Origin of the sequence: Arenibacter catalasegens (assembly GCF_002909235.1) — a bacterium.
Lineage (GTDB): Bacteria > Bacteroidota > Bacteroidia > Flavobacteriales > Flavobacteriaceae > Arenibacter > Arenibacter catalasegens.
The window spans coordinates 215,889-241,237 of sequence record NZ_PHQQ01000001.1 but is presented as its reverse complement, the minus strand read 5'-3'; the positions used below and the strand labels follow the sequence as shown (position 1 = coordinate 241,237).

At 38.1% G+C, this 25,349-nt stretch carries 29 protein-coding genes and 1 tRNA gene; 12 read left to right on the top strand and 18 right to left on the bottom strand.

What is annotated here, in order from left to right; all coding sequences use genetic code 11:
• The first annotated feature begins 27 nt into the window (after positions 1-27).
• Positions 28-264 (top strand): hypothetical protein, encoded by a 237-nt coding sequence (locus CWD90_RS01105; protein ID WP_103474078.1) that lies wholly within the window; start codon positions 28-30, stop codon positions 262-264.
• A gap of 69 nt (positions 265-333) precedes the next feature.
• Positions 334-846, top strand: a complete 513-nt coding sequence (locus tag CWD90_RS01100; protein ID WP_103474077.1) for an SHOCT domain-containing protein — start codon at positions 334-336, stop codon at positions 844-846.
• 199 nt (positions 847-1,045) lie between these two features.
• Here CWD90_RS01100 and CWD90_RS01095 read toward each other — a convergent pair.
• Positions 1,046-1,119 (bottom strand) — tRNA-Arg (locus CWD90_RS01095).
• A gap of 85 nt (positions 1,120-1,204) precedes the next feature.
• Here CWD90_RS01095 and CWD90_RS01090 point away from each other — a divergent pair.
• Complete coding sequence (locus CWD90_RS01090) at positions 1,205-1,717, top strand: adenine phosphoribosyltransferase (protein ID WP_103474076.1); 513 nt, start codon at positions 1,205-1,207, stop codon at positions 1,715-1,717.
• Here CWD90_RS01090 and CWD90_RS01085 read toward each other — a convergent pair.
• A complete protein-coding gene (locus CWD90_RS01085; protein ID WP_103474075.1) occupies positions 1,714-1,866 on the bottom strand; it encodes an SsrA-binding protein in 153 nt (50 codons plus the stop codon). The two genes, CWD90_RS01090 and CWD90_RS01085, sit on opposite strands and share 4 nt — an antisense overlap.
• A gap of 230 nt (positions 1,867-2,096) precedes the next feature.
• Here CWD90_RS01085 and CWD90_RS01080 point away from each other — a divergent pair, with 230 nt between their 5' ends.
• Positions 2,097-2,516 (top strand): nucleoside-diphosphate kinase, encoded by a 420-nt coding sequence (locus CWD90_RS01080; RefSeq protein ID WP_103474074.1) that lies wholly within the window; start codon positions 2,097-2,099, stop codon positions 2,514-2,516.
• Between the two features lie 69 nt (positions 2,517-2,585).
• Here CWD90_RS01080 and CWD90_RS01075 read toward each other — a convergent pair whose 3' ends face one another.
• Genes CWD90_RS01075 through recF form a run of 3 tightly spaced genes read right to left on the bottom strand, consistent with a single transcriptional unit; the run spans position 2,586 to position 4,382 of the window.
• Positions 2,586-2,882: a DUF721 domain-containing protein gene (locus CWD90_RS01075; protein ID WP_103474073.1), complete on the bottom strand. Its 297-nt coding sequence runs from the start codon at positions 2,880-2,882 to the stop codon at positions 2,586-2,588.
• A 2-nt stretch (positions 2,883-2,884) separates the two neighbouring features.
• Entirely contained in the window at positions 2,885-3,301 is a 417-nt protein-coding gene (locus CWD90_RS01070; protein ID WP_103474072.1) for a lipocalin family protein, read from the bottom strand.
• Position 3,302: 1 nt separating this feature from the next.
• A complete protein-coding gene (gene recF, locus CWD90_RS01065) occupies positions 3,303-4,382 on the bottom strand; it encodes a DNA replication/repair protein RecF (RefSeq protein WP_103474071.1) in 1,080 nt (359 codons plus the stop codon).
• Positions 4,383-4,507: 125 nt separating this feature from the next.
• On the opposite strand from recF, the gene CWD90_RS01060 reads away from it, so the two are divergent.
• The 7 genes from CWD90_RS01060 to CWD90_RS01030 all read left to right on the top strand — a co-directional run bounded on the left by CWD90_RS01060 (position 4,508) and on the right by CWD90_RS01030 (position 10,691).
• Entirely contained in the window at positions 4,508-5,272 is a 765-nt protein-coding gene (locus tag CWD90_RS01060; protein ID WP_103474070.1) for a tetratricopeptide repeat protein, read from the top strand.
• Positions 5,273-5,275: 3 nt separating this feature from the next.
• Positions 5,276-5,758 carry a 6,7-dimethyl-8-ribityllumazine synthase gene (gene ribH / locus CWD90_RS01055; protein WP_103474069.1) on the top strand — a complete coding sequence of 161 codons (483 nt, stop codon included), beginning with the start codon at positions 5,276-5,278 and terminating at the stop codon, positions 5,756-5,758.
• A gap of 132 nt (positions 5,759-5,890) precedes the next feature.
• Positions 5,891-6,181: a riboflavin synthase subunit beta gene (locus CWD90_RS01050; protein ID WP_103474068.1), complete on the top strand. Its 291-nt coding sequence runs from the start codon at positions 5,891-5,893 to the stop codon at positions 6,179-6,181.
• On the top strand, positions 6,181-8,034 hold the full coding sequence (gene mutL, locus CWD90_RS01045; protein WP_103474067.1) for a DNA mismatch repair endonuclease MutL: 1,854 nt from the start codon (positions 6,181-6,183) through the stop codon (positions 8,032-8,034). Before CWD90_RS01050 ends, mutL begins: the two co-directional genes overlap by 1 nt.
• A complete protein-coding gene (locus CWD90_RS01040; protein WP_103474066.1) occupies positions 8,035-8,781 on the top strand; it encodes a rhomboid family intramembrane serine protease in 747 nt (248 codons plus the stop codon).
• Positions 8,781-9,653 (top strand): rhomboid family intramembrane serine protease, encoded by an 873-nt coding sequence (locus CWD90_RS01035; protein WP_103474065.1) that lies wholly within the window; start codon positions 8,781-8,783, stop codon positions 9,651-9,653. Before CWD90_RS01040 ends, CWD90_RS01035 begins: the two co-directional genes overlap by 1 nt.
• A 3-nt stretch (positions 9,654-9,656) precedes the next feature.
• A complete protein-coding gene (locus tag CWD90_RS01030) occupies positions 9,657-10,691 on the top strand; it encodes an endonuclease/exonuclease/phosphatase family protein (RefSeq protein WP_103474064.1) in 1,035 nt (344 codons plus the stop codon).
• 104 nt (positions 10,692-10,795) lie between these two features.
• Here CWD90_RS01030 and CWD90_RS01025 read toward each other — a convergent pair whose 3' ends face one another.
• The 13 genes from CWD90_RS01025 to udk form a co-directional block, all read right to left on the bottom strand.
• A complete protein-coding gene (locus CWD90_RS01025) occupies positions 10,796-11,539 on the bottom strand; it encodes a 3-keto-disaccharide hydrolase (RefSeq protein WP_103474063.1) in 744 nt (247 codons plus the stop codon).
• A 72-nt stretch (positions 11,540-11,611) separates the two neighbouring features.
• The gene (locus tag CWD90_RS01020) at positions 11,612-12,925 is read right to left on the bottom strand and encodes a Gfo/Idh/MocA family protein (protein WP_103474062.1); all 1,314 of its coding nucleotides are present in this window, start codon (positions 12,923-12,925) and stop codon (positions 11,612-11,614) included.
• Between the two features lie 214 nt (positions 12,926-13,139).
• Positions 13,140-13,448, bottom strand: a complete 309-nt coding sequence (locus CWD90_RS23360) for a DUF6122 family protein (protein ID WP_103474061.1) — start codon at positions 13,446-13,448, stop codon at positions 13,140-13,142.
• Positions 13,441-14,073, bottom strand: coding sequence for a WbqC family protein (locus CWD90_RS01010; protein WP_103474060.1), 633 nt, complete (start codon positions 14,071-14,073; stop codon positions 13,441-13,443). Before CWD90_RS01010 ends, CWD90_RS23360 begins: the two co-directional genes overlap by 8 nt.
• Positions 14,074-14,157: 84 nt before the next feature.
• Entirely contained in the window at positions 14,158-15,891 is a 1,734-nt protein-coding gene (gene lepB, locus CWD90_RS01005) for a signal peptidase I (RefSeq protein ID WP_103474059.1), read from the bottom strand.
• A gap of 85 nt (positions 15,892-15,976) precedes the next feature.
• Positions 15,977-16,678, bottom strand: a complete 702-nt coding sequence (gene dapB, locus CWD90_RS01000; protein ID WP_103474058.1) for a 4-hydroxy-tetrahydrodipicolinate reductase — start codon at positions 16,676-16,678, stop codon at positions 15,977-15,979.
• 3 nt (positions 16,679-16,681) lie between these two features.
• The gene (locus CWD90_RS00995) at positions 16,682-17,329 is read right to left on the bottom strand and encodes a DUF5683 domain-containing protein (protein ID WP_103474057.1); all 648 of its coding nucleotides are present in this window, start codon (positions 17,327-17,329) and stop codon (positions 16,682-16,684) included.
• Entirely contained in the window at positions 17,322-18,248 is a 927-nt protein-coding gene (locus CWD90_RS00990; RefSeq protein ID WP_103474056.1) for a ParB/RepB/Spo0J family partition protein, read from the bottom strand. Before CWD90_RS00990 ends, CWD90_RS00995 begins: the two co-directional genes overlap by 8 nt.
• A complete protein-coding gene (locus CWD90_RS00985; protein WP_103474055.1) occupies positions 18,248-19,021 on the bottom strand; it encodes a ParA family protein in 774 nt (257 codons plus the stop codon). The genes CWD90_RS00990 and CWD90_RS00985 overlap by 1 nt, the downstream gene beginning before the upstream one ends.
• 349 nt (positions 19,022-19,370) lie before the next feature.
• Positions 19,371-21,545, bottom strand: coding sequence for a methylmalonyl-CoA mutase (gene scpA / locus CWD90_RS00980; protein ID WP_103474054.1), 2,175 nt, complete (start codon positions 21,543-21,545; stop codon positions 19,371-19,373).
• 80 nt (positions 21,546-21,625) lie between these two features.
• On the bottom strand, positions 21,626-23,011 hold the full coding sequence (locus CWD90_RS00975) for a methylmalonyl-CoA mutase subunit beta (RefSeq protein WP_317045673.1): 1,386 nt from the start codon (positions 23,009-23,011) through the stop codon (positions 21,626-21,628).
• Positions 23,001-23,333, bottom strand: coding sequence for an FtsB family cell division protein (locus tag CWD90_RS00970; RefSeq protein WP_103474052.1), 333 nt, complete (start codon positions 23,331-23,333; stop codon positions 23,001-23,003). Before CWD90_RS00970 ends, CWD90_RS00975 begins: the two co-directional genes overlap by 11 nt.
• A gap of 6 nt (positions 23,334-23,339) precedes the next feature.
• Complete coding sequence (gene udk / locus CWD90_RS00965; protein ID WP_103474051.1) at positions 23,340-23,948, bottom strand: uridine kinase; 609 nt, start codon at positions 23,946-23,948, stop codon at positions 23,340-23,342.
• A gap of 414 nt (positions 23,949-24,362) precedes the next feature.
• On the opposite strand from udk, the gene CWD90_RS00960 reads away from it, so the two are divergent.
• Positions 24,363-25,262, top strand: coding sequence for a serine hydrolase (locus CWD90_RS00960; protein ID WP_394335812.1), 900 nt, complete (start codon positions 24,363-24,365; stop codon positions 25,260-25,262).
• Positions 25,263-25,349: the final 87 nt, after the last annotated feature.

Below are 25,349 nucleotides of genomic sequence, written 5' to 3'. Positions count from 1 at the left end.
TAAATTCATGTTTTTAGGTATTTCGTGATGGGTATTTATGAATTCAACATATTGTCCGAACATGATAAATATGACCTTGTATTTACCAAAGGGCAATTTATAGATACTATAACCCGGGATGAGATAAAATATGTTCTCTATTCTGTTTCGATGTTTTGGGTAGAGGTCGTATATGATATAGATGCCAATAAATTAATAGGAATTTCAAATTTTGTTTCGGGCGCAACACTGGATAAATACAGTAATGTGCCAAAAAGACTATAACGGTATCCTGTAAATAGGATAAAGGGAATACTTTGACTAAATTCAAAATATAATTGTAACAGTTAAAATATGAAATTATTAGTTATTCTACTATGTCTTTATACTCTTTCGTTAACTGCCCAGAAAAAAGATAAACTAACCACATATACTGCCAAAAACGGTATTAATTATAAAGTAGGTGATATTTTATGGTTAGGGAAGGGTTCGGGAGAGGATGGGAGTTTTCAATATGTGAAGATTGGAGGCTGGGCAAAAAAATTAAGTTCTACGCCTATGAAATTATCGTTTAAAAATGAAAATAGGCCGTTCACTATTAAAAAGATGTATAAATATCGTTCTGAAAAATGGAAGTCTGTACATTTAACCTTAGGATCTGATAGTTCTACTAATTATTCTATGGATTTGGATAATGCATTAAAAAGTGGTGAAGTAAAGCAGACAATAGAAAAACGAAATAACAGCCCGTCACTTAGTTTTGATAAATATGATCAAATAGCAAAACTGAAAAAACTTTTTGACGATGGGGCATTGACCAAAGAGGAATTCGAAAGTGAAAAAACAAAATTACTCAGTTCCGAATAAGTGAAGTCACCCCTGTTGCTTTAATATGAAAATTATCACTTTGTTACCATCTTCCTTATAAGAAAATATATTTATGCTTTAAATTGATTTGCTAGTTCTTAAGCAGGTTTAATTTTAAAATCATGACATTTTGGGCAAATAATGGGTAAATAAAAAAGGGGCTGCAACTTGAAACGCTGCTAACCCCTTATTTTATTAGTGACCTCGACTGGATTCAAACCAGTAACCTTCTGAGCCGTAATCAGATGCGCTATTCAGTTGCGCCACGAGGCCATTTTTAAAATTCATTTTCCCCGTTTAACGGGCTGCAAATATATTTCTTTTTAAATTTACCACAAAATTAGAACAGCCTAAATAAATGAATTTTAAAAAATATGTGCGCGATATCGCGAATTTTCCTGGGGAAGGAATCACTTTTAAAGATATAACACCCCTATTACAGGATGCAGAGGCCTTGGCTGGTGCAGGGGAAGCCTTGTTTCAATTGATCAAAAATAATAAGATAGATAAGGTGGTCGGAATGGAAAGTAGAGGATTTTTCTTTGCCCCCATGTTAGCTACTCGCCTTAATGCTGGTTTTGTTCCAGTAAGAAAACGTGGAAAATTACCGCATCAAATAATCAGTGAATCATATGAGTTGGAATATGGTACGGATGTACTTGAGATTCACGTAGATAGTATATTAAAGGGGGAGAAGGTCCTTATTCATGACGATGTCCTAGCCACGGGAGGCACGGCAGAAGCTGTTTGTAAACTAATAGAAAAGTTAGGGGGAGAAGTGGTTCAATGTAATTTTTTAATGGAGCTGAACTTTTTAAAGGGCAGGGAAAAATTGTCCGGCTATCCTGTTGCGTCACTTATACAGTATTAATCCAGGGCATTAGTGGTCACTAAGTAACGCCATCCTATAATTGCCATTTGGGTTTTTGTGGCTTTGGAAAGGTCCAATTGTTTTTTAGAAAAGGAGGGCAACAACAACTTATTCAGTTTTGCCAAAAGTTTAAAGAAAGCCTTTTTCATCCTATAATATAGTTTTATTGGTTGATCTTAAAATTAGTTGCTTTTACTAGTTGTTAACGGTGCAAATATAGGAACTAAGTGGAAAAAAAAGGCTTTAAAGAATTGACTTCTTGGTCCGTATGGCAGGGAAAGGTAGATTTTAACGATAAAATGTGGCAAATGCCACAAGACAGCCCGTAAAAATTGCGAGTTGCAGAATAAAATGTATTTTTGCGCAAAATTTTAAAGTAATGATTACAAATAGAACATTTACCATGCTAAAGCCCGATGCCGTTGAGAATGGGCATATCGGTGGAATTTTGGATAAAATAACTTCGGCTGGATTCAAAATCGTGGCCATGAAATACACGCAATTGAGCAGAAGGGATGCCCAAGCGTTTTATGCCGTACATAAGGAGCGTCCTTTTTTCGGTGAATTGGTAGACTTTATGACTAGAGGTCCTATTGTATCGGCTATTTTGGAAAAGGATAATGCTGTTGAAGATTTTCGTGCTTTAATCGGAGCAACAAATCCGGCTGATGCAGCAGAAGGCACTATTCGTAAATTATTTGCTACGTCTATAGCTGAAAATGCAGTTCACGGTTCTGATAGTGATGAAAATGCGGCTATAGAAGGCGCATTTCATTTTGCTGGAAGGGAAATTTTCTAAGAACCTTTATTCATATAATTAAAAACCACACTTTTAAGTGTGGTTTTTTTGTTGGTTTATTACTGAAGATTATCTCAAAATAATTTTTGAAATTAAATTTTTACCCAATTCTTCGTTCAGTAATTTTATAATTTTGGACTTGCCCAGACTTAATTCTTCCCTTAGAACAGAAGAGGAAAGCGATACAAAAAGTGTGTCGCTCCGCAATTCTATGGCGGTTGTGTAATTATTTACGCCATTGCCCATTAAATTTATCCAGGCTTCCCGTGCATTAACACGGTCCATCCCCTTTTGTAATTTGTTTTCAGAAATAAACTCCTGTAAGGCTTCACCTAGGTTAAGGTTGTCATTTTTTCTCTTGGCCATTCTTATTCAATATTAATGGGTTCATATCTTTTGTAATGGTATTTTAAGTTATCCTCACTTAGAACCGTAAAGCTATTCTCCGATAGACTTACGATTTTTTCATGCCATTCACTCAGATCTGTTTTATAGTTTATCGTAAAAACATCATCTTTTTCATAAATGGTAAACATTTCTGCATCATTGGAGGTGTCGTACGTTCCGTTAAATCTTGGTTGCACCTTTTTTCGATATCCCTTAAGGTCGTTTATTTCAATGTAGTCTATACTGGTATTGACCGTATATTCCTTGTTGGTGCCATCCGGAAAAGAAACCTTATCAATTTCCCAATATCCATTCAAATAGGGCAGATCCACTTGGTTTACTTTGTTTTGGCAGCCAATTAGGCCCATAAAGGCAATAAAAATATAGATATATCGCATTTTACAACTTAAATATTTTATAGGATTGGTGTATCTTCTTTATAATTTCCTCCGTTCTATATGCATGGGTATCACTGAGAAATATTTGGCCAAAATTATCTTCGTTTACCAAATGTATAATATGGGCCACCCGGTTTTCATCCAATTTGTCAAAAATATCATCTAAAAGTAATAAAGGAGTAGTGCTGGCCTGCTTTTTTATAAAGTAGAACTGTGCCAATTTTAAGGCTATCAAAAATGATTTTTGCTGCCCCTGACTTCCAAATTTCTTTATGGGGTGCCCTTCAATCTCAAAGTTAAGGTCGTCTTTATGTGTGCCTACACTGGTATATTGTAGCGCTCTATCCTTTTCTAGATTCCTTTCCAATAAAGTTAGTAGATCACAATCCAATAATTTGCTATCATATGTTAAATCTACAACTTCTTTACCTCCTGAAATGATGAGATATTGTTCCTTGAATATGGGAATGAACGCTTCCAGAAATTCAGTTCTTTTGGCAAATATTCTGCTGCCATATTCCTGTAGTTGCTCATTGTATACCGCCAAAGATGTTTTGTCAAAAGTTTGGTTAACGGCAAAATACTTCAGCAGGGAATTTCTCTGGCTAAGTGTTTTATTGTACTTGATCAGATTTTGTAGGTACTCCTTATCAGATTGGGAAATGACCCCATCCATGAATTTTCTACGTGTTTCACTACCTTCAATTATTAAATCCCGGTCAGCGGGAGAAATAATCACCAAAGGAAGGAAACCTATATGGTCCGAGAATTTATCGTAAGCCTTGCCGTTGCGTTTAATTATTTTTTTCAACCCTTTTTTAAGACTGCAAAGAACTTTTTCTTCCCTGTCGTTTTTGTGAAATTCCCCATCGATGACGAAAAAATCTTCATCGTGTTTTATATTTTGGGTAGCCACAGGATTGAAGTAACTTTTCCCAAAGGAAAGATGGTATATGGCATCTAAAACGTTTGTTTTTCCAACACCATTATCTCCCACGAAACAATTGATTTTAGCATCGAATTCGAAATTTTCGGAAGCAAAGTTTTTGTAATTAATTAGTGATAATTTCTTTAGAAACATTCTAGGTGTTAAAATATTTATTTTTTATTCCGCTCTTAAACTGTAAAATATCCAAAAATAACGAATAAATACCCGTCCGGTTTTGGATAAAAACTTTATTTTTGCGCGATTAATAAATTTCAAAAATGGCAACTTACAAGAAAAGAGGTTTTAAACCAAAAAATAAAGAGGAGGAGAATTTGTTGGATGAGCAGGAAAGTACAACTGCAGAGGTATTTAGTTCGTTAGACGAAGGAGCATCCAGATCGGAAGAATGGGTTTCCCGAAATCAAAATTATATTCTTGGAGTAATTGGGGTAATTGCCGTAGCCGTGTTGGGATATATGGCATACTTTCAATTTGTGGAAAAGCCGATGGAAGAAAGTGCTGCCAACGAAATGCTATATCCTCAACAATATTTTGATCAAGCATTATCGGCAACTGCCGAAAAGGATTCATTGTTTACTCTAGCCCTGAACGGGGCAGAAGGTAAATATGGATTTTTGGATATAATTGAGGAATACAATGGTACTCCTGCTGCCAATCTGGCTAAATATTCGGCTGGTATGGCCTTTATGAATATGCAGAAGTACGATGAGGCCATTAAGTATTTGGAAGGGTTCTCTTCTGATGATTTAATTCTGGGTGCCTTGGCAAAAGGTGGATTAGGGGATGCTTTCCTGCAATTGAACCAGGCTGGTGATGCCTTAGGATACTATGAGCAGGCGTTTGCCCATAGTGCAAACGACTTTACAACCCCTAAATTTTTATATAAAGCGGGAGTTACTGCTTTGGAATTGAAGGAAAATGATAAGGCACTAAAATATTTTCAAAAAATAAAAGATGAATATCCAAGCTCTGATGAGGCTAGGACTATTGATGCATTTATAGGTAAGGCAAAAAATAACTAGTATATGGCTACGGCTAATAAAAATTTATCGGCATACGATAAAACAACAATCCCAAGCGCGAATGATTTTCGGTTTGGGATTGTTGTTTCTGAGTGGAATGAAGTAATTACCGAAGGACTTTTCGAAGGGGCTTTAACCGCGCTATTAGATTGTGGTGCCAAGGATGAAAATATTGTTCGCTGGAATGTTCCAGGGAGTTTTGAACTTACTTTCGGAGCCAAAAAAATGATTGAAACCGGGAAAGTAGATGCGGTAATCGCCATTGGCAGTGTTATTCAGGGGGAAACCAAGCATTTCGATTTTGTGTGCAGTGCCACGGCCCAAGGAATAATGGACTTGAACGTAAGAACGGAGGTGCCGGTTATTTTTTGTGTTTTAACGGACAATAATATGCAACAAGCCATTGACCGCAGCGGTGGTAAACATGGCAATAAAGGGGCTGAGGCTGCTATAGCCGCCATAAAAATGGTGAGCCTTGGAAAGTAAATACTACATTATCTCTTTTATAATGTTGATTTAAATGCCAATTAAGTGTTTCTTCCATAATTATTAACATTTTTTGGCAAGGGATTTAAGGCATATTTTTTGATTTTAAGTAACTTTGAAACAATAAGGATTATGGGAAAGTTTTCAAAATTACGTAAAAACAAGAAGTTTGGGTATACCCCTCGTTACTTCGAAGATAAGGGTGAAGGAAGTCCGTTTAAGATAGAACACAAATTGGACAAATTTAGACCTACCATGGATGGTCGTACTGGTTTTAAAGGTAAGTTCAGTAGGGCCATGGACGATTTAAAACAAAACGGAAGTCAAAATCAAAAATTTAGGACCCTGATAATTATTGCCATTCTTATTCTTATTTTTCTATACATAATAGATTTCGATCTATCTATTTTTATACCGCAATAATGGCAGATATTATTAAGCTTTTGCCAGATCATGTTGCCAATCAAATTGCCGCAGGGGAAGTAGTTCAACGACCCGCATCAGTTGTTAAAGAACTCATGGAAAATGCCATAGATGCAGGGGCCACTACTATAAAATTAGTGGTGAAAGAGGGAGGTAAAACATTGATCCAAGTAATTGATGACGGGGTAGGGATGAGCGTAACCGACGCACGTCTAAGTTTTGAACGTCACGCCACATCCAAGATTCAAAAAGCAGAGGACCTTTTTCAATTGAATACTAAAGGTTTTAGAGGTGAGGCGCTAGCTTCCATTGCTGCTATTGCCCACGTAGAAATGCAGACAAGGAAGGAAGAGGATGAGGTGGCAACGCACATAAAAATCGAGGGAAGCAAGATCATCTCTCAAGAAGTGGCCGTTGCGCCCAAGGGCACATCCATGATGGTGAAGAATTTATTCTTTAACATACCTGCAAGACGCAATTTTCTTAAATCCAACCATGTAGAGCTACGACATATAATGGATGAGTTCCAGAGAGTGGCCTTGGCACATTCCTCAATTGGGTTTCATTTTTATAATAACGGAAGTGAGCTTTTCAATTTGCCTACCTCCAATAGTAGACAGCGTATTGTAAATATTTTTGGTCCCAGAACCAATGAGAAATTGGTGCCTGTAAAGGAAGATACCCAAGTGGTTAAAATTAGTGGCTATATCAGTAAGCCGGAATTTGCCAAAAAGAGTAGGGGGGAGCAATTTTTTTTTGTAAACAATAGGTTTATAAAAAGCCCTTACCTTCATCACGCCATATTGGGCGCTTTTGATGGACTTATAAAAAAGGAAAATCATCCTGGCTATTTCCTTTATTTAACGGTTGATCCAAGTTCTATCGATATCAATATCCATCCCACCAAAACGGAAATTAAGTTTGATGACGAACATACCCTGTACGCCATTTTAAGATCTACTGTGAAGCATAGTCTGGGACAATTTAATGTAATGCCTTCCTTGGATTTTGAGCAGGACCAAAATTTGGAGACCCCATATAATTACAAGGATAAATCTGCTGAGCTGCCTAAAGTTATCGTTGATGCTGGTTTTAACCCTTTTAAGGCCGATGTGAGTGTAGGGTCAGCTCAAAAGGCGGGGTACCAGAAGCCAAATACAAAAGGGTGGGAAAGTTTATATGTGGGCATGGAATCCAATATAGGTAAGAATTCCGACTTTAGTAGTATAAGCTTCGAATCCGATACAATTACAGGTTCCATTTTTGATAATAATAAAGATACTGTTGATACAGGTGCTACCACTTTTCAATTAAGGCGAAAATATATTGTTACCACTATTAAATCAGGAATGGTGGTCATTGATCAAAGTAGGGCGCATCAACGTGTACTTTACGAAAAATTTTTAAAGAACATAACCATAAAGGAGGCAGTTAGCCAACAACTATTATTTCCATTATCTTTGACATTTTCCACATCCGACTGCGCAATTATTGCTGAAATTCAAGAAAGTTTAACCACAGTAGGATTTGTTTTTGAAAGTATTGATGGAGAAGAGGTAAGGGTAACGGGAGTACCATTCTCGGTTCCTGAAAGCGAAGTAGGAATTATTTTGGATCAGTTGATATCGGACTATCAACAGGATTTTGTGGTCGATGGTTTTTCGCAGACCGATATACTGTCAAAGACATTGGCAAAATCTTTATCTGTAAAGACAGGGGAAGTATTGGATCGCGATTCCCAGTTGGCTTTGGTAAACGATTTGTTTGCCTGTAAAGAATCTGGGGTGAGTCCTTTTAATAAACCAATATACGTCACCATTTCGGAGGACGAAATTGATAAAAAATTTATATGAATGGGTAGGATTACGGACGCAGTAAAGCATTTGATAATAATTAATGTGTTGTTTTTTGTGGCTACACAATTATATGGTGATCAAATGTACCAGTGGTTTTCGCTTTGGTTTCCGAAAAATGAAAATTTCGAGTTCTGGCAGGTTATTTCCCATATGTTTATGCACGGCGGGTTTATGCATATTTTGTTCAATATGTACGCCCTATGGGCCTTTGGGTCGCCATTGGAGAAAATGTGGGGAAGGAATAAATTTTTCTTCTTTTATTTTTCGGCAGGTATCGGAGCAGCCTTGATCCATACAGGGGTGAATTACTATTATTTTAATCAAGGGCTGGATGCCTTGGTAAGTACGGGTATTCCTAAGGAGCAGATAATAGAAATTGTTTCAGGAGGTAAATATAGCCCAAGTTGGTACGATGTGGTCTCCAAGGGCACCATTGATAATTTTCTGGGAGCCTTTAATACACCTGCAGTCGGAGCCTCTGGTGCTATTTACGGTGTTTTGGTGGCTTTCGGAATGTCTTATCCCAACAGTGAATTGTTTTTAATGTTTATTCCTGTACCTGTGAAGGCCAAATATTTTATTCCAGTCTTAATTGGATTGGATTTATTTTCAGGGGTAACGGGCTATTCAATTTTTGGTAATGGCATAGCTCATTTTGCTCATGTAGGCGGAGCATTATTCGGGTTTATTATGATGTGGTATTGGAAAAATAATCAGTTTAACAACAATCGCTGGGATAGATAATGGGTAATCAAAACATTAAATATTATTACAATAGATTAAATATTGCGGAAAGGCTTATAGTCCTTAATGTGGCAGTATTTATTCTCAGTGGATTGGTAAAGGTACTATTTGGATTTTCTGGAGATAGTATTATTCGTTGGTTCGAACTTCCAAAGGACTTTTTTCATTTTCTTACCCAACCATGGTCAATAGTTAGCTATTCTTTTTTTCATTCGGGATTCGGTCATATCTTTTGGAATATGTTGATGTTGTACTACGCGGGTAGAATATTTCTAAACCTTTTCGATAGTAGAAGGTTTCTCAATGTGTATTTTTTAGGGGTTATCCTTGGAGGGTTCATATTTTTATTGAGTTATAATATATTCCCGGCTTTATTGGGTATTAATACAGCCTTGATAGGGGCTTCGGCCGGGGTTACAGCGGTGCTTATCTTTGTTTGTGCCTATTTGCCCAATCAAGAGGTCCGTGTTATATTTTTTAATGTAAAACTTTGGCATATAGGGGTCTTTGTGGTATTGTTAGATCTTATTCAAATCTCCATTGGCGGTAATGTCGGAGGGCGTTTGGCGCATTTAGGTGGTGCGGCTTTAGGATATTTTTATGCGCGCCAACTAATTAATGGTCATGATATTGGTAGTGGTTTTGCCAAGTTTTTGGATGCGATAGCTAATTTATTTAAGCGTAACGAGCGGAAAGCACCTTTGAAAACGGTATATCGCAAAGAAAATAGAGGGGCGGGACAAGCAGAAAATTACGATAAGGAAAGCCGCCAACGTAAAATAGATGCTATCTTGGACAAGATTAGCAAGTCTGGTTACGAAAGTCTATCCAAGGCAGAAAAGGATTTTTTATTTAAGGCAGGAAAAGAATAAAAAGTGAAGAACCTTAATTTCATTGATAAATGCATGTTCTTCATTAATGGGGTTTTGGCCTTATTGTTATTTGTTTCATGTTTTGTTCCTCTAATTTCTGTGGCACATTTTGCCTATTTCTCTATTCTAAGCCTAATGGTACCCCTTTTGGTATTGTTTAATTTGCTTTTCTTGGCCTATTGGCTCTTTAAAAGAAAGAAACAGTTATTGCTATCGGCTTTTGTTCTGGTACTTGGATATATATGTTTGGGGAATTTTTTCAAGTTTAAATTGTCTGAAGAGGAAATACAGGAAGAGGATCTAAGCATCATGAGCTACAATGTTAGGGGGTTCAATAAGTTTGAATGGATCCATGATGCGTCAGTAGGCGATCGTATAATGGATTTTATTATTTCAGAAGATCCAGATATATTGTGTATTCAGGAGTTTAGCCGGATTAAGGATAGGCAACTTAAGAAAATATATGCCTTTAAATATGCTACGGACTATAAATTAAGCGAAAAGAAATCTATCCAAGCCATTTATTCTAAGTTTCCTATAATCAATAAGGGTTCCTTGGATTTTCCGGACAGTGGAAATAATGCCCTTTTCGCCGATATCGTTGTCAATAAGGATACGATAAGAGTGTATAACCTTCATCTAGAATCGCACAAGATAATACCCAGCGTTAGTCGTATCTCCAACGAACCAAAGGGTAGGTTGTTCAAAAGGGTTAGCAAGTCTTTCGCTAAACAGGGCGAGCAGGCCGAATTATTCGACAAACATAGGAATGCAACGCCTTTTAGAAAAATTGTCTGTGGCGATTTTAACAATACCCAATTCTCCAATGTCTATAAAGTTATAAAAGGGGATATGAACGACTCTTTCGCTGAGCAGGGAACTGGTTATGGCCGGACCTTTAATTTTAGATATTATCCCGTGAGGATAGATTTTATTTTGGCGGATCAAGCGTTTGAGATTGAAGCACATAAAAATTTCGATATCAAATTGTCCGACCACTTTCCCGTAATGGCATCAATCAAAATGGGCTCCGAATAGTTTATTTTTCTTCAAGTTATTAAGTTGAACAAGCGAAGGTCTAAAGTTAGGGTCTTTTAGTTGTCTACTTTTTTTAACTATCCTTTAATAAGGGTCAATAATCTTTAAAACACCTTCTTGGCGGTCTGTTCTTCTGAGGTAACTCCTGAGGGCAGTTCTATTATTCTAAAATTTTTGAATTCAATTTCTGCCCCTTCAGATTCCAAACATAAGTAACCTTTTTTGATGGATGACTTGCTAATACCATTTACAAATTTCCCATTTACGGAGAGTTTTATAGTACCATCTACACATATCACTTTGTAACTGTTCCATTGCCCTTTGCCTAGTGCCCTATTTTCAATGGATTTGCTCCTGGTGCCCCTAGGGTTGTCCGGTTGGGTTATAACCCCACCTACACCAAAGAGTTCCCCGTGCACGTATGCAATGGGAGGCTTTACCCCGTCTCTTATATTCTGATTTACCCAGTCGAGTTCCAACATTTGGACTTCGACACCTCCAGGTAAGCGATTTTCTTCCCCAGGTTTGGCATCGCTCCATACAAAAACCCCTGAATTACCTCCGGCTTCCATATGTCGCCATTCTACCAATAGGATAAAATTCTCATATTGTTTTTCGGAGCGCATAACACCAATAGGTAAACCTGAACAGACAAGAATATTTTTTTCTTTTCGCCAAGTTTCGGGATCTGTATTTACATTGATCCAATTAATGGGCTTTTCCTTGCCCTTATCTACCAATTGATCCAAAGTAGTCTCAGTGCCGAAGGTTATTGGTTTGATTTGCGCCAATATGGTTACGCTATACAAGAATAAAAATAATAGACTTAGGTTGTGAAATATCTTCATTTATTTGATCTTATTTGTTTTGAAGGCATTAATTTTTTCGGACTAAAAGGTTATTTGGTTCTAATGTTGGGTTTAAATTAATTTGGTTTTACCGGGCACAGCTATTGGTGCTGTCGGCCATTTTAGATCCCAATTATATTCTTCTACTTTCGGACCTAAGGATTCTTGTGAATTAAAGGCCTGTTCCCAGCTAATGGTTTGTCCGGTATAACCAACCATTCGGGCCCAAATTGCTAGCATGGTGCTAGTTGCCATCCATTCACCATTATTAATCGGATTTCCATTTCTTATAGAAGCAAATAGTTCATCGTGTTCTGTCTGGAACATATTGTTTCTCTCGCCCGCGTATGTCCATTTATTTTTACCTGTTATTTCATACCTACGGCCAATATGGACTATGGCGCTCCCATCGCTACCGAATACTTCAACGCTATTTTTGTGGGAAGTATCACTTTGTTGTCTCGTAAAATGATACCCTTTTGCGCCATTGGCGTATTCAAATTCCACAGCAAAGTGATCAAAAATATTGCCGTATTTTTTGTCCACCCTTACTTGTCTTCCACCTGTTCCCGTGGCACTTATGGGCATTTTATCTCCCATTACCCAAGACATCATGTCCAAACTATGAACGGCTTGTTCTACAATAAAGTCTCCTGACAACCAATTGTAATAATACCAGTTTCGCATGTTATAGGTCATATCGGTCCAATCTGGCTGGCGGTCTTTGTACCAGGCTTCCCCTCCATGACGAAAGGTGGTTACCGTTTTAATATCCCCAATTTCACCATCCAAAACGCGACCGTATATAGCCCTATTGGGATAATCATACCTAAAACAGAATCCAGAAACCAAGGAGAGGTTTTTCTCTTTTGCTATTTTTGCGGCGGCCAAAACTTTGTGGACTCCAGGGGCGTCTACGGCTACTGGTTTTTCGCAAAAAACATGTTTCCCTGCATTTACTGCTGCTGTTAAATGGTCAGGCCTAAAGGCTGGTGGTGTAGTTAATAGTACCACATCAACGCCAGATTCAATTACTTTTAAATAGGCATCGAATCCTAGAAACTTATTTTGTTTGTCCACTTTTATTTTGTCACCGGCAATCTTGACCAATGCGGCATGGGCTTCTTCCAATCGATCTTCAAAAACATCTCCCATGGCAAAGAGAACCACATTTGGATCGGCCTCCAAGGCCTGTGCCGCAGCACCGGTACCCCGACCTCCACAACCGATCAACCCCACCTTAATGGGGGAGTCCTTATATGCCTTTGTAGCGCCAAAAGAAACAGAGGGGTAGACCAATGAACCCCCTATAAGGGCTATTCCTGATTTCTTAATAAAATCCCTTCGTCCAGGGGTTATGGAGTTCTTAGAGGTGTGGTCTTTCATTTTTCAGATTTGAATTAGATATATTTTTAGCCTAAGCGCCATACAAAATAGCGATAATTTTTTAAATGTCATAGGATGGTTTTAGAAGGTTTGTGTCATGTTACTTAGGAGTGTAAGTTGGAAAACGAAATTGGGTGCCTAAAACAGTCTTATTGCTAATAATAAACAGTGACTAGAGTGTTGTGTTTGATGGGAACTAGGGAAAGGAAAATCTTTACATTAAATAACAATCTGCCATATCCGCTAAAATATGGATCAAAAATGCTATTCCAAAAACTCTAGTTTTTTGGAAAAATAGTAATAAGCAATAGCCTGAAATGGCCCAATACGTATGCAAGGGATGAAAGTTGATGCTGCAGCGATTATGGTCAAAAATTGGATTTGCCCATAAATGATCAACATCAATAAGAATTCCTGCGAGAAGAATTGCGATTATTAGTAACCGATGTTTTTTATAAAAAATTAACCCAACTATAATTGGAAGTAAAAAATGAATGCCGTAGTGCACGCAAAACCTAAGCATCGGGAAGGTTTAGTTTGAGGGCTTTTAAATAGGTAAGGGCATTGGTGCCTTCATTAAATAAAAGATCTAAAATACTTAAGTTGGATATGAAATCATTTCTGTCATCGAATACTTGAACGTATTTTGGCTGTTCAAGTATTATCTTTGTTTTAGAACTGATTAAAAACCGGCCATCCACTTTGTTGGTAACATCAGCCTCATAATTCTCGGTTGTCTTTACGGGCATATTAATTTGCAAACATTCACAAATGGTCTCAATACTTTTGAGGTTAAAATCCAATAAGGAGTGGAATGTATTATGGTATAATGGGGCAATATCATCTTCATAGAACTCGAAGAACGGAGATGTTCTATAGGCTGTTTCCAAGGTGCGCCAGTGCTGTCTCTGCCAAGGATAATCATTATCTATTTTTACGTCGCTATAGCGTTGTTTTCCCTTTGTATTTCCAACATGTTTAATGGGGATATTAAGCATGTGCAGCCCAATGTCCGTGCAGATATAACACCTATTGCGAAAGGTCTGTTTTTGATAGTTGTCCATCACCTCCCAACAAACATCGTTCTGAACCATCGCCGCAAAATTGACGATATTAGGGAAGTAGCCCGGATGAAGCAGAAGATTCATGGTTACGAAGGTTTTTTACTGTAATAATTGATCATTCTAAAATGGGGCATATTAAAAGCCTGTAATGTTCAATTACTACATTAATTATTTACTAGCTACTTTTTTCTTTTTATTAAAGAAATCAAAAATAAACCAGGCGGCCAATAAGATTAGAAAATACTTAAAGTAGGAGGTAGGTTCACCTTCCCCATTTACGGTTGTAAAAACCCTATCCCATCTCACCTTCCAGTTGCTCATACCATCATTGATGCCATCTATGCTCATCCAAATAAAAATAGGAGTACCTACAACATGGTCTTCAGGGACATAGCCCCAGAAACGGCTATCTTCCGATCGGTGTCTGTTGTCTCCCATCATCCAATAGTAATTTTGTTTAAACGTATATGAGTTGGTTACTTCACCATTAACGATAATCTGATTTCCATTTACCTCAAGGTCATTTCCTTCGTATTCCTCAATTATCTTTTCATAAATGGGAAGTACTTCGAGGTTAAGAGGTACGGTTTTTCCTTTTTCGGGAATATAGATAGTAGCCATGTTGTCTACGGTACCGGAATGTGCGGCATTTTGAGGAAAGATAGAGGTATCCGAATTCTTATAGGAAAATTTGTCGATTGATGTTATTCCGTCATTGCCTGTATAATTTTTGGCTTCCTCCTCTGTTAGATTAAAGAGTGCCATATTTTTCATGTCTTCGGACTTTAAATAATCCTTGACTTTCTGGTTCCCTACATTACCGGCATAATAAGTGTAGGAAGAATCAGACTTTATCTGTTCCAAGTTCATGGCATGTATTACCTCTGTTGCACGTTCTTGCTGAAGCGAGGCATTAGGAACCCTGAGAACGTTTCCAGATAGGTTTTCCCTGCCCAAAAGTTCTATTGCGGCATTGGAAAACTGTCCATTTACTGTAACCGTGTGTAAAGATTCTGGCTTTGCCCTATATGGTAAAACTGTTTTTTTACCGTTAATGTATACATAACCATCTTTAATGCTCAAGGAATCGCCTGCTACTCCAACACAGCGCTTTACATAGTTCGATTTTTTGTCAATGGGTTTGCGCACCCCCTTTTGTTTTTTAAAGAACTGATAAACCGTATCAGCTGGCCAGCTAAAAACAACGATATCGTTTCTTTTTACCTTTTTAAACCCAGGTAGTCTTAAATAGGGTAACTGTAATTTGTTCCAAATTGAGGTTTTGTACGTAGCGGGATCAACATCTGCGACATATGATCTGGTTTTAAGTACTGGTAAGGTATCGTGAACCATTGGTGCGGCGACAGTCGTCATAGGTATTCTAGCTCCATAATGAAATTTACTCACGAAAAGGAAATCGCCAACCAGTAGGGTTTTTTCTAAAGAACTGGTGGGAATAACAAAGGGTTGGATCAAATAAGTATGAACCAAAGTAGCGGCCACAATGGCAAATACAATGGAACTTACCCATTCACCTAAGGCAGTTTTTGGATGGATATCCCTATTTTCGACATATTTTACGTCTTCAAAATAGTTAACATAGTATATGTAAAGACCTAAGGTCAATATGGCCAACCAGGTATCCAATAAACTGTTTTTTCCAAAACTTCTCAGGGTTTCAACCCAGACTACTGGAAACATCAATAAATTAATGATTGGGATAAAGAGCAAAATTACCCACCATTTCGGCCTATTTATAATCTGCATCAGAACAATGGCATTGTAAACAGGGATTGCAGCTTCCCATGATTTTCTACCCGCTTTTACATACAATTTCCAGGTGCCTAAAAAATGTATTACCTGAATAATTAAAATAAAAATAATCCACTGTGTGCCGTTCATATTGGTAATTATTATGTAATGATTGATGGTCTATTAAAAACACTTCAATCTTTAAGTCAGTTTAAGTTGCTCTTTGTTACGTTCTTTAACTAAGGTTTAACACATCTTTCATGGTGAAAACCCCGGTTTTCCCAACAATCCATTCGGCTGCTATCACGGCCCCTAGGGCGAAACCTTCCCGGTTATGGGCAGTATGCTTAATTTCAATACTGTCTACTTCGCTTTCATAGGAAACGGTGTGGGTTCCCGGCGTATCTGCAATACGCTTGGCAGCTATGGGAATTTCCATATCACCGGCATTGTCCAATTTCCATTTGGTATAAGAAGTTTCCTTAATAACACCTTCGGCCAATGTAATGGCTGTACCGCTGGGTGCATCCAATTTTTGGGTATGGTGTATTTCTTCCATAGAAACTCGGTATTGGTTTTGGGACCCGATCATTTTTGCCAAATAGGAGTTTAGCTCAAAAAAAAGATTCACGCCCAAACTAAAGTTGGAGGCGTAGATAAATGCGCCTTGGTTTTCTTTGCAAAGGTCTACGGCCTTTTGGTAATCCTGTAGCCAACCGGTAGTTCCTGAAATTATGGGAACTTTGTGCTTTAGGCAGTTTTTAATGTTTCCAAAAGCTGCATTTGGCATACTAAAATCAATCGCAACATCGATTTCTGAAAAATCAATGTCTGTTGCATCCAAATCAATTTTTGCAGCAATAGTATGGTTTCTTTTAAGGGCGATCTGTTCGATCATTTTACCCATTTTACCATATCCGAACAAGGCAATATTCATAAATTAAAACTTAATGGTTAAAGCCAAACCATAAACTGGTTTGGTGGTAATGGCGTCTAGGTCCAAATAGGGTTTTATATCCATACTTAGGTCATCATCCACGTTAAATTGTCTTAGGTGTGCATCAACATTGGCATCTACAATATTTAAGGCATACATAGCAATGGTGACCAAAAGCCATAAATCTCTATCTTCTTGGTATCTTTCCTGTGCACTTTCCAAGGCTGCTTGGGAAAAGTCCGGATCTGCCCCAGGAGCATTAGGGGTTCCCAGATCATAAAATTCATCATCTGTAAAACCAGCTTGTCTACGTTTAAATGCCGTTCTAAAACGATCATATAAATCATCGTTGTAGATGTATCCATAAACTCCGCCGCCTATGATGGCATACACAATGGGCGCCTTCCAGTAACGTCTGTTATATATTTGGCCAAGTCCGGGAAATACGGCTGAATAGAAGGCCGCTTTACTTGGTGCCAAAGGATTGATGGCTTTTCTTTTGACTTTTAGGGTGTCTACTACGGTTATGCCCTCTTTTTTGAGAGTAGTTGTAATGGAATCTGATGCCTGGGTAGTATTTTCTGCCTCTTGGGCAAGTCCGAAAGTTATAACAAGAAAATATACAGCCAGAGAAACAAGATATTTACTCACCCGTAATCAATTTTTTAATCCTATTGAATTCTTCCTTGGAATGAAAGGGTATGGTAATTTTACCTTTTCCTTTTTCAGAGGCTTTAATATCTACTTTTACCGATAGGTATTCTGAAAATGAACCTAGATTTTTGTCAATGAAATCTGGGTTTATGGCGGGTTTCTTTTGTGTTTTTGTAGCAAGGGAATTAATTGGGGCGGCATCGGTATTACCTTCCTGATAATCTTTAACAGCTTTTTCCGTTTCCCTGACCGATAGGTTTTCACCTACGATTTTTTCATATAAGGCAATTTGATCTTGCTTTTTTTCCACATTAACCAGTGCCCTTCCGTGGCCCATACTTACAAAACCATCTCTTATTCCCGTTTGAATAATGGGGTCTAGGCGCAATAATCGCAAATAGTTGGTGATGGTAGAGCGCTTTTTGCCTACCCGCTCGCTCATTTTTTCTTGGGTTAACTGAATTTCATCAATCAACCTTTGGTAGGAAAGTGCTATTTCTATTGGATCTAAATCCTGTCGTTGAATATTTTCAACTAGTGCCATTTCCAAAGATTCCTGATCGTTGGCAATTCGGATATAGGCCGGTATGGTCTCCAAACCAATTAATTTGGATGCCCTGTACCTACGTTCACCAGAAACCAACTGATATTTGTTGAAATCCAGTTTTCTAACCGTTATTGGCTGTATAACTCCCAATTCCTTTATTGAGGAGGCCAATTCCTGCAAGGCTTCATCATTAAAATTTGAACGGGGCTGAAATGGATTTACGTCTATAGCGTCCAAATCCAATTCTACAATATGGCCCACTACTTTATCTGCGTTCTTGTCAGTAGCCGATTGAATATCGTTTTCCGGGTCTTTTAAAAGGGCTGATAAACCGCGGCCCAACGCTTGCTTTTTTATTGCTTTCGCCATTATACTGTCTCCTTGTTTTTCACTACTACTTCATTTGCCAAATTTAAATAATTGGCTGCTCCTTTACTACTGGCATCATATTTAATAATGCTTTCGCCATAACTTGGGGCTTCACTCAATCGCACATTTCTTTGGATGATCGTATCGAAAACCATTTCAGAAAAGTGCTTTTTAACTTCTTCCACAACTTGGTTGGATAGTCTCAATCTGGAATCGTACATGGTAAGTACCATTCCTTCTATATCCAGATCCGGGTTGTGTATTTTTTGAACACTCTTAATGGTATTCAGTAATTTGCCCAATCCTTCCAATGCAAAATATTCGCACTGTATAGGTATCATAACAGAATCGGCCGCAGTAAGGGCGTTTAATGTTAGAAGTCCAAGAGAAGGGGCACAATCTATAAGAATATAGTCGTATTTGTCCTTTAGTCCACGAATCGCTTTTTTCATCATATATTCCCTGTCGTCCTTGTCTACCAATTCAATTTCGATGGCGACTAGGTCAATATGTGCTGGAATAAGATCCACATTTGGGGAAGAGGTCTTAACGATGGTTTCTTCGGCTGTTTTGGAGTGCTCCAATACTTGGTAGGTTCCAAATTCAATACTATCCACATCCAAACCTAATCCTGAAGTTGCATTAGCCTGGGGGTCAGCGTCTATTAGTAATACTTTTTTTTCCAATACACCCAAAGAGGCGGCCAAATTTACCGAAGTAGTAGTTTTTCCTACACCACCTTTTTGATTAGCAATAGCAATTATTTTGCCCATTATCATAGTAAGTTAGGGGGTAAAAATACGATTATTTAAGTTGTTATAAAATGTATTTTGTTAACACTGGGTGAATAACTGTCGACTTAAGCGTTAAAGTGCGTTAAAGTTTTAGAGGATTTATTGTCAGGCATTTAGAAGTAGCCTATTTTTTCTTTGGTACACTTATTCACAAGTTATTAGCGAGTCCCGAATTTCAAAAGCCACAAGCGCATTGAAATACGATGGTCGAACGAATCCTACCTTTTCGGCAGGGACTCTGAACCCAAGTGATGGTCCTTTATTGAAAACCCAAGGTTGGCACTGGACCTTATTAGCATTTAATATTGATTCTTGTGAACTGAGGATATTAAGTGCTTAGTATTTCCAGAAGTTGTATGGCCGTATCGCTTATTTTTGTGCCTGGACCAAAAATCGCTCCGACCCCTGCACCATATAAAAAATCATAATCCTGTTTTGGGATTACTCCGCCAACGATTACCATAATATCTTCCCGCCCATAGGATTTTAATTCTTGTACTACTTGGGGCACCAAGGTCTTATGTCCACCTGCTAAGGAAGAAATTCCCAAAACATGTACATCGTTTTCCACAGCTTGTTTGGCTACCTCGGCCGGAGTTTGGAACAGGGGCCCAATATCTACATCAAAACCTAGGTCGGCATATGCTGTTGCTACCACTTTGGATCCCCGGTCATGACCGTCCTGTCCCATTTTGGCAATCATTATCCTAGGTCTACGGCCTTCCTGCTCGGCAAACTTGTCTGCCATTTCCCTGGCCTTGCCAAAGCTCTCATCTCCCTTTATTTCTTTTGAATACACACCCGTAAACGAATTTATAGTTGCCTTATGTCTGCCAAAAGCATTCTCCAATGCTGTGCTAATCTCGCCCAAGGTAGCTCTTGCCCTGGCCGCCTTGATAGCTAAAGCTAACAAATTTTCCTCAACTACACCAGATTCGTTGGCTGTTTTGGGAGCTTGGGACTTAATTCTTTGTTTAGCGATTTCGGTAAGTATCTGCAGTGATTTCTTAACATCACTTTCATTTCTTTTTTCCTTGACGACCTGTAGGCGTGCCAGTTGTTGCCGTCTTACCTCAGCATTGTCCACTTCCAATATTTGTAGGGTATCCTCTTCCTTGGTCATATATTTATTGACGCCGACAATGATATCCCTTCCACTGTCTATATGTGCTTGTTTTTTTGCAGACGCCTCCTCGATCCTTAATTTAGGGATTCCAGCGTCAATAGCCTTGGTCATACCACCCAATGCTTCCACTTCTTCTATAAGGGTCCAAGCTTTATGCGCAATTTCGTCCGTAAGTTTCTCTAGATAATAACTACCGGCCCATGGGTCTACCGTTTTTGTTATTTCCGTCTCTTTTTGTAAATATAATTGGGTATTGCGGGCAATACGTGCAGAGAAATCCGTTGGCAGTGCTATGGCTTCATCCAGGGCATTTGTGTGTAAACTTTGGGTGCCCCCAAAAACTGCCGCAGCAGCTTCTATGGTTGTTCTGGTAATGTTATTAAAGGGGTCTTGCTCAGTAAGGCTCCATCCACTGGTTTGGCAATGGGTCCTTAAAGTCAGCGATTTTTCATTTTTAGGATTAAATTGTTTAACCAATTTTGCCCATATCATTCTACCGGCCCTCATTTTTGCAATTTCCATGAAGTGATTCATCCCAATTCCCCAAAAGAAAGACAATCTAGGGGCAAAATCGTCAATATTTAAACCAGCTTTTAGCCCGGTTCTAATATATTCCAATCCGTCTGCTAAGGTATAGGCCAATTCAATATCGGCCGTGGCGCCTGCCTCGTGCATATGATAGCCAGAAATGCTAATACTATTAAATTGGGGCATAAACTTACTGGTATATTCAAAAATATCAGCAACGATCTGCATAGACGGTGCAGGGGGATAGATATAGGTATTTCTAACCATAAATTCTTTTAAGATGTCATTTTGAATAGTTCCAGAGAGGTCTTTTGGCAAAACTCCCTGTTCCTCCGCCGCTACAATATAAAAGGCCAATATGGGTAGTACCGCACCATTCATGGTCATGGAGACCGACATTTTATTTAACGGAATGTCTTGGAACAGAATTTTCATGTCCTCGACAGAGTCAATGGCTACCCCTGCTTTACCAACGTCACCAACCACACGTGGATGGTCACTGTCATATCCTCTATGGGTAGGGAGGTCAAAGGCCACGGAAAGGCCCTTTTGTCCGGCTTGGAGGTTTTTTTTGTAAAAAGCGTTGCTCTCTTCGGCCGTTGAGAATCCGGCGTACTGCCTTATGGTCCATGGCCTACTAACATACATGGTAGTATAGGGTCCCCGGAGAAAAGGAGGGATACCTGCGGCAAAGTTCATATGTTCCACAGAATCAATATCGGCCTTGGAATATGTTTTTTTAAGTTGGATTCCCTCTGCTGTCTCAAATGGCATATTTGGGTCATGTTTGTCCGTGTTCGATTCCGGAACAGACCTTAGTTGAATATGTTGAAGATTTTTTCTTGCCATTGTTTTGAATCTTATTACCCTAAGCTTTAGGCGGACAGTTTATAAGTCTTTCCGCTTTTTAAACTAGTTGCAAAAGGTTATTATTCCGTTTTTAATCGCTTTTGTTCCCAATCCTCGGACAATCTTTTTTCAATGATCGGTTCGATCAGGGTTTTTCGGGCATTGGTTTTTACAAAGGGATATAATTCTAAATTATCCTTCATCTTATCTTCTCTGGAAGCATACTTGTTGGTGCCAACAAGGACTTTTTCCAAGCTATTGAAGCTGTCCTGTTCTTTAGCTGCGCTTTCCTTTATTTTTTTTTGAATGATGTGTTCTTTCAATTGAACCAAAAAACCTCCTCCAGTTTCAATTTGTTTAAATAAATCGAGTGCTTTGGATGCAAGTTGATGGGTGATGGCTTCTATGTAATACGCACCATCAGCGGCATTCGCTACCTTATCAAAATAACTCTCGTTTTTTAAGATCAGTAATTGATTTCTAGACATACGTTCGCCAAATTCATTGTCTTTATGAAAGATGGCGTCATAGGGCATATTTATTACCATATCTGCCTCCCCTAAAATTGCCGACATACTTTCGGTAGTAGTGCGCAACATATTACTATTATAGTCGTATAAGGTTTTGTTTCTAAAGGTAGGTGTGGCTATAATGTGACACTGCTCTCTAGCTCCATATTCTTGGGCCAGGGTTCCAAACAATAATCTAAGGGCCCTAAGTTTAGCTATTTCAAAGAAGTAATTGCTCCCAACGGAAACCTTAAAAGTAATTACGGATGTTTTAAGGATATCTGAATGATTGTCATTTAAATGGTTCAAGTATTCATTGGCATGGGCAAGTGCATAGGCCAGTTGTTGTGTAAGATTGGCTCCGGCATTTGCATAAAGGGAAACATCTACACCTAAAGTTTGGGCGTGTTGTAAATTAAGAATATCCCCTAAAATTTTATGATCTTGATTGAGGTTGAATTGCCAATTGCCATTTCTGGCCAAATGACCAATGATATCTATATTGAGATAAACCTTGTTAATTTGGTTTTTGGCAACCTCCAATATGGATGTAATATAGGCGGAAGATAGAAATTGAAGGTTGAAATAAATGGTTATTTGCCCAAGGTCAATTTCTTTAAGAAGCTCATGAATCTTTATTTCTTCGGATGGAATCGTAAATTGGATACTTTCGGCTCCCCTTGCAATGGCTTCCAAGGCCTTTTGGTTGGCCAATTTGGCATTCCCTGCGTATATTCCCTGTCCAATACGCCAGCTAGGATTTTTAATGGCTCCCGTTATGTTGATTGCCTTCAGGTCTTCTGAATGGTAGAAGGGTTTTACTTTAATGCCTTCGGGCGATTCCCAAACCAATTTTTCATTATAATCTTGGCCCTGCAACTCGTACTGGATTTTTTGCTTCCAGGCTTTGGAAGAAATCTCGGGGAAATCGGTAAAGAGTTTGGGCCTACTCATCATCCTTGGTTTTTAGACTGTCCTCATATTCAATTAAATAAATTTCCTCATTTTTTCTTTTCAAATAGTACTGTTCCCTAGCAAATTTTTCCAACTCCTCGGGATCCGACAATTTTTCTATTATTATTTTATCCCTTGCTATCTCATCATGAAGAAACTCTTTCTGTTTTTCCAGATTGTTTATTTGCTTTTTAAGTTCCCAATGTATAAGAAGGGAGTTGGTATCGAAGAACAACATCCAGACAACAAAAACCGAAAGCACCAAAACATACATATTGGTAACCACGCCAAACCATTTTTTCTTCCTTATCCCTTTGATTCCCATAGGTGATTAACTTAATTTTTCGTTGATTATGGTCCTTACGATATCTACCGCTACGGTATTGTACTTATTGTTCGGAATAATAATATCGGCATATTCCTTAGTGGGTTCTATAAATTGATTGTGCATAGGCTTTAAGGTGTTTTGGTACCTTGCTAAAACTTCATCCAAATCCCTGCCACGTTCGGTTATATCCCTTTTTAGACGCCTTATCAATCGCTCATCAGAATCGGCATGAACAAATATTTTAATGTCGAACATCTCTCTTATCTGAGGGTTGGTCATAATTAAGATACCTTCCACGATCATTACCTTTCTAGGGTGTGTTAGAATAGTATCAGTGGTACGGTTATGTTTAACAAAAGAATATACAGGTTGATGAATCGGAATTCCTTTTTTTAGATCCTGTAAATGGTTGCCCAATAATTCAAAATCAATGGCACGGGGATGGTCGAAATTTACTTGGGTACGTTCGTCATATGATAAGTGGGACAGGTCGCAATAGTAAGAATCTTGGGAAATAACCCCCACTTCCTCAAATGGCAATTCGTTTATAATTTGATTTACAACCGTCGTTTTTCCGCAACCCGTACCACCCGCAATACCAATAACCAACATGTATTTCTAATTTGTTCCAAAAATAACAATTTGCAATCAAACTGTCATGATTAAAATAGATGCCTATCCTATAAACAGCTAAACTTTTTATCTTATTGTAACGTATATATAAATACCAACTTCATAGACTTAATTATTTAGATTGTGATGTGGTTCCTTTTTAGAACAAGGGGTATTAAATTTTAACAGAAGCAAATCAGATTATGACAAATTAAACGTTATATTATTTAAGTTATTCATTTTTTGTTGAAGTTTAAAATTTAACAGAAATCCAACGGCAATATGGAATATCTTTGATCGGTTTTATGGAGTAGTTCTTTTAAAATGAGGTTCGTATTTAATTCTTAACAATCAGTGTTTTATTTTATTATTATGGGTAAATCTTTTTTCTCTTTAAAAAGGCGCGTAATTGGAATGTTGTGCGTATTTGTTTGTTCTGGTATGGCTTTGGCACAAAAAGACTTGCCCATTAATTTAGGTGATGCAAAAATTAAACCTCTGCCCAGCCTGGTCAACACAGCCTTGCAAGAAAGTTTGGAGAAAGAACTTATGTCCAATCCCACTTGGAAGTCGTTAATGAATAAAAATAAGATGGCAGTTGGCATTGTGGACTTATCCAATCCGGAAAATGCAAAATATGCAAGTATTAATGGCAATTATATGATGTATGCGGCCAGCTTGCCAAAAATAGCGGTATTGTTGTCCTCCATGGATGCCATTGAGAAGGGAGAGTTAAAAGAAACGCTGGAAATAAAGAAGGACATGCGATCAATGATCAGCAAATCCAACAACGAAGCAACTACCAGAATGATCGATCGTTTGGGATACGATAAGATAGAGTCTGTAATGACCGATCCAAAATATATGTTCTATGATGAAAATCATGGAGGTGGACTATGGGTAGGTAAAAGATATGGAAGTGGGGGTGATACCAATAGAGAACCCTTAAAGAATTTGTCTCATGCGGCAACTGTGGACCAAGTTTGTAGGTATTATTATCTATTGGCCAATGGTAAATTGGTTAGTAAGGGCCGTTCCAAACAAATGTTGGATATCATGGGAGACCCTGAATTGCATCATAAATTTGTAAATACACTGGACAATATAGCTCCGGATGCCAGGCTATATAGAAAGTCTGGATCGTGGAGAACATTTCATTCAGATTCTATACTGGTTTGGGGAAATAATCCAAATCGCCGTTATATTTTAGTAGCCTTAATAGATGATGCAGGAGGTGAACAAATCATTAGGGACCTGGTTAGGCCTGTCGAAAAAGTATTGAAGGCAGAACGGGTACATTTGGCTGTTAACTAAATCTATTACTATAATTCCTTTCATTTATTCGCATAATGACGTCCAATAAAGTAATTTTGGCTTCAATCTTCTATGGATTGGTTTTAG